Below are 5,175 nucleotides of genomic sequence, written 5' to 3'. Positions count from 1 at the left end.
CCAAGGAATTCGTAACTTCGGCACAAAGCGGGAAGTAAAACTGGGAACGCCGCTGAGGCTGCGACTGCTTCCGCAACAGTTACCTCATCGAGGATTGTCCCGAACGGCGAAGATGCGCTGAGAGCGCTGCCGAATCGCACTGCGTTACCGGTTCTCATGTCTGTGGACGAAATCACGGTCTCGATGCCTGCATGGGTCACATCAGTGCTGGTGTCTCACCCCATCCTGACGCACAGGGTTCGGCCTCGGCAGCCTACGAGCCCTTCACGATCGCAATCTTCTTCCCCAGGTGACTGTCGTTTCGGGCATCAGTGGGGGGAGCCTCCTCGCTGCGATGTGGGCTTACGGACCGGAACGATTCGATGAGTTTGACGACTCCGTCACTACGCTCCTGCGTGGGGGACTCCAAACTGAGCTTGCTCGACGTGCCTTCACGCCACGGGCAGCGGGGCGTGCAATCGCCAGCGCTGTCCGGGCACTTGCCTCGAAGGAGGGGCGCTCCTATTCCCGCACTGATGCACTCGTCGATGCCCTGTCGTCGCGTAATTTCGGAGCCAAGCTCATCACTGATGTGACCCATGCAGGCATCGAGACCGTGATTTCGTCCACAGACATGAGAACCGGTAACGCAGTGCGATTCGGCAGCGCTCTCAGCGCATCTTCGCCGTTCGGGACAATCCTCGATGAGGTAACTGTTGCGGAAGCAGTCGCAGCCTCAGCGGCGTTCCCAGTTTTACTTCCCGCTTTGTGCCGAAGTTACGAATTCCTTGGTAGAGACGGTGATCGACGTAGCGAGCGATTGTCTTTGACCGACGGTGGTGTATACGACAACCTTGGCCTTGCTCCCTTACTCCCTGGCCGCTCAACCAAGTACAGTTCCCACGTATTCGATCTCGATTACATTGTCGCCGTCGACGCCGGACGCGGACGTACTGAGCGTTCCGCGGCTCGATTCATGGCCGGCAGGCTCGCCCAAAGTTTTGACATCACACACACAAAATCTCAGGACTCTGCCCGAAGCCGGATTCACTTGGCCCGCGAGCACGCGGAGGTAAAGGGCATTGTTCACGTCTACCTCGGCATGCGAGATGAGCGGCTGCCAATGCCCTTGGCGGACCTCGTCCCACGCGCAAGAGTCCAAAATTATCCGACGAACTTCGCTCCAATGAGGGATGTTGATTTGGACGCCATTGCGATCCGCGGGGAACAGCTCACTCGGACGCTGCTCAACAACTACACCCCCGACCTTGGAGGATAGTTTGCTACCCCTAGCTGCTTGTTCCCGTTCCTTGTTCCCGCGGCCGTAGACCTGCCCGGGGCTGCTGGGTGTCGGACCAGCGGAGTTTGTGCCAACAGTTTCTGCACAAAACAGAGAGATCGGGCATCCCTTGGGCAGGAGGGTTCGCCAGCGTAACCGTCCGGTTGGAATCTAGACCCTTCCGTCGAAGTGTGCCAATTGGCTGGTCGGGGCCCTATTCTGACGCTTTTGTCCTTGCTGCCTGACGTCAGGTTGGGGTGTAGTTCAGTCTGATCGGAGTTCTGAAGGACCGCGTAGCGCAAGAACTGCAGTAGGAGATGTAACTAGCCGTTGTTGACAACAGCGTGGCCAAAACAGGCATAATGGATAGGCCCTCTGTTTAAACCGATGAGTCGGAACTGGCCGATAAGAACCATATGTCGTCTAGTACTCTGCGAATACCACCAGATGAATCAATCTGAAACATGCGGTTTTCCGGTTTGCCACATGAAATGGATCTCTGCCCGCAACCTGAAGTACATGACGGCGATCGTGCGCGCCTGGGAATCATTGCGACAACGTAGCAAGTGCCACAGCTTGTGGCACATTTGCGGTCGGAGCCACATCCGCACCGTTCTCGACTAGGGCGTGTCTCCTAAATTCAAGTTGGTTTAGCCGGGATGCTTGATGGGTGTCGCGTACTTCTGTTTTGACCGATGGGCAGTGGGCCCGCATCCAGCCGTTGTTGCCGTCCTCTGATGGTCGTCGGGGTCGTCCTTTCCGGGATGACCGGCGCGTGGTCGAGGGCATCATTTACCGGTATCGGTGCGGGATCGCGTGGCGGGATGTGCCTGCCGAGTTCGGTCCGTGGCAGACCATTTGGAAGCGTCACCGTCGCTATAGCGGTGACGGAACGTGGGACAGCATCCTGGCTGCATTGCTGACGGTCGCGGACTCTCAGGGTGAAGTGGATTGGTCGGTCTCGGTCGATTCGACGGTGAACCGTGCCCACCAGCACGGCACCAACCTGCCGCGCACCACAGGGGGCCGGTTCGAATTACATGAATCTGTTTGCTGAGCCGGACGATCATGCGGTTGGACGGTCCCGGGGCGGATTGAGCACCAAGATTCACGCCTTGGTTGATGGCAAAGGCAGGCCCTTGGTTCTGCTAGTCGCTCCGGGCCAGGGCGGGGACGCGCCGATGTTCGCCCACCTCATGAACCAGCTGAAGATCAACCGGGCGGGTCAGGGCAGACCCAGAACCCGCCCGGACCGTGTCCGCGGTGACAAGGCCTACTCGTCTCGAGCGATCCGAACCCACCTCCGCGACCGCGGTATTACCGCAGTCATCCCGCAACCGTCCGACCAGATTGGCCACCGAAAGCGACGAGGTTCCACCGGTGGCAGGCCGCCTGCCTTCGACAAAGAGGACTACAAGGGCCGAAATGTCGTCGAACGAAACTTCAACATCTTCAAGCAATGGCGGGCCCTGGCGACCCGCTATGACAAGCTCGCCCTGACTTACCGCGGCGGAGCAGTTCTCCGGGCAATCATCATCTGGCTGACAGCTTTAGGAGACACGCCCTAGCGAACGAGGAAGAATTCCTGCGCAGCGTTCGATCGTGTGAATCACGGGGCCGGGTAAGGATGAAAGCGGTGGCGGCGTCCTGGTTGGGCGTTCACCGGCCCAGCTCTTGATGTTGCAATAGCTCGAGGGCGCCGCAACTATCCGTCAGGGACAGTTCAAGCCGTTCCGATTCGGGGTAGCGCACCACAGGGTTCTCGCCGCCCCATATCTGTACCGACTGGTCTGGGCCCCACTGCGGCCATCCCGGGTTTCCGGTTGCGGCGAAGCGGGTCCATGCGCTGCGCATCCGGATGCCGGATTCGATCACTGAGTCAGTTGGCTCCGGGATCAGCGCTCCCATTACGGTGTCCAGGGTGTTGAAGGTCAAGGGCAAGTCAATGGCGTGCGGGGAGCCCATGCCCCCTACCGGGTCGATGCACAGCTCGTAGACGAACACGTGTCCCCCGGCGTCGGCGCCGGCCATGGCAGCCTGCAGTGTAGGGGCGAGGAACAGGTAGTCGGTATTGACCTTTTCGTAGAGCTCCCCGGGTTCTGCTTGCGGCATAATGGCGCGGTAGCCGTCGGCGTCTCCGTTGGGTGCGAAGATGTGCAGGGCGGTGTCCGCTTCTTCCGTGGTGATGCTAAACCGCTTTTGTAGGGCGGTGAAAAGACGGTATTCGTCGCGGGTATGGCCGGTGATTATGGGTATTTCGCGGGCGGCGCCATTTCGAAGCGCCGTCCATGGGTCCTCCGGCATCGTGTCTCCGTCCACGATCGGCCCAAAGATCGGCCCAGACGACGAGGAAGTGTAGGCGAGGGTACCCCATTCGTCGGCGCGGTTTCCCATGGTGCTGATGACCAGCCGCGTTGCGTCGGCCAGCGTCTGAGGAGTCAACGTCGCAAGGGTGCGTGCATCTGCTGTTCCTTCGATGCCGGCTGCGGCGGCGACGGCCTGGGTGACCGAGTGCGCGAGTGGTGGGGAGAAAAACATCCGAGGAATACTCTGGGCGATGGCCCGATGGAACAGATTGCGGGCGCGTGGCATGGTTAGCAGGGCCAGGACACATCCGGCGCCTGCGGATTCTCCGAAGATTGTGACCTTTTGCGGGTCACCTCCGAAGCCGGCAATGTTGTCCCGCACCCATTCCAGTGCCGCGATCTGGTCGAGGATCCCGCGGTTGGAAACGGCGCCGTCGATCTGTCCGAAGCCGTCCACACCCATCCGGTAGTTCACGGTGACAACCAGGACGCCCTCGCGGACCAGTGCGGTCCCGTTGTACGCCCGTTCTGAACCTGCCCCGGCGAGGTAGGCTCCGCCGTGGAACCACACCATGACCGGCAATGCCTCTGGAGCTGCACTCGGGGCCCAGATGTTGAGGGTCAGACAGTCAGGTGCCGGATCGGTTGACGGCGGGATCTCCGAGCCAGGCAGTTGCAGGCCCTGGGGCGCCGGGGGCCCGTACGAGGAGGCATCGCGAACAGAGCTCCATGGAGTAGGGGCCTGGGGCGGTGCGAATCGGTGCCGGCCCCAGGGCGGCGCGGCGTAGGGGATCCCGAGCCAACTGCGCACCCCGTCATCTTCACGGCCTTGGACTGGACCTGTTTGAGTTAGCACCGGGTTGAGCATGGAACCGACCTTTCATAATTTGCAGAGAATATTTCTGTATTCAAGAGAATGACTGAAAATGTGACGTTCGTCAACGGAAAGTGTCAAGGCGGGTGAGACAGATTCCGTCAGGCGGTCTGTATGAGGGCCTCCTGTGAGGGCTGGTTGATCCAGGCGGCCTCGGGCAGCTTGGGCGCCTGGGGTCGGCGGTGGCCGAAGCGCTCGGGACGGGCGGCGTAGGCCGCGTCCAGGGTGGCCTGGCGCTGGGCGCGGACCTGCCCGGCGGTGCCGAAGTGGACGCTGGCGGGGGTGTGCAGCCCGATCCCGCAGTGGCGGTGCTCGTGGTTGTAGTAGGCGAAGAACTGCTCGGCGAACGCGCCGGCGTCGGCCAGGGACCCGAAGCGCTCGGGGAAGACCGGGGCGTACTTCAGCGTCTTGAACGCCGCCTCGCTGTAAGGGTTGTCGTTCGACACGTGCGGGCGGGAGTGCGACCTGGCCACCCCGAGGTCGACGAGCAGCTGAGCGACCGGTTTGGAGGTCATCGAGGTCCCGCGGTCGGCGTGGATCGCCTCCGGCACGCCATGGATGCCCATGGCGTGCTCGAGCAGGTTCTTGGCGATCTCGGCGTCCTCGCGGGCCGCGATGGTCCAGCCCACGACGAACCTGGAGAAGATGTCGAGCACGACGTACAGGTCGTAGTACACGCCCCGCTCCGGCCCCTTGAGCTTTGTGATGTCCCAACTCCACACCTGCCCCGGCGCCGT

The 5,175-nt window shown here is 61.4% G+C and carries 3 protein-coding genes and 1 pseudogene; 2 read left to right on the top strand and 2 right to left on the bottom strand.

Features of this window, described 5'->3' with window-relative positions; all coding sequences use genetic code 11:
* Positions 1 to 247: 247 nt before the first annotated feature.
* Both ABL57_RS23620 and ABL57_RS21550 read left to right on the top strand, forming a co-directional pair.
* Positions 248 to 1,258, top strand: a pseudogene (locus ABL57_RS23620) (patatin-like phospholipase family protein); the annotation flags it as partial.
* Between the two features lie 670 nt (positions 1,259 to 1,928).
* Positions 1,929 to 2,826, top strand: a protein-coding gene (locus ABL57_RS21550; RefSeq protein ID WP_152683474.1) for an IS5 family transposase whose coding sequence is annotated in 2 segments (ribosomal slippage) — positions 1,929 to 2,279 and positions 2,281 to 2,826 — 897 coding nt in all. Because the reading frame shifts where the segments join, the coding sequence is not laid out codon by codon here.
* 91 nt (positions 2,827 to 2,917) lie between these two features.
* Here the strand turns inward: ABL57_RS21550 and ABL57_RS19510 are convergent.
* Complete coding sequence (locus tag ABL57_RS19510) at positions 2,918 to 4,432, bottom strand: carboxylesterase/lipase family protein (RefSeq protein WP_082157604.1); 1,515 nt, start codon at positions 4,430 to 4,432, stop codon at positions 2,918 to 2,920.
* Between the two features lie 107 nt (positions 4,433 to 4,539).
* A partial coding sequence (locus tag ABL57_RS19505) for a DDE-type integrase/transposase/recombinase (RefSeq protein ID WP_047801720.1) occupies positions 4,540 to 5,175 on the bottom strand: 636 nt, incomplete at its 5' end.

Origin of the sequence: Kocuria sp. SM24M-10 (assembly GCF_001027955.1) — a bacterium.
In the GTDB taxonomy this organism is placed as follows: Bacteria; Actinomycetota; Actinomycetes; order Actinomycetales; family Micrococcaceae; genus Kocuria; species Kocuria oceani.
The sequence above is the reverse complement of the archived record's forward strand: the minus strand, read 5'-3'. Positions and strand labels throughout refer to the sequence as shown.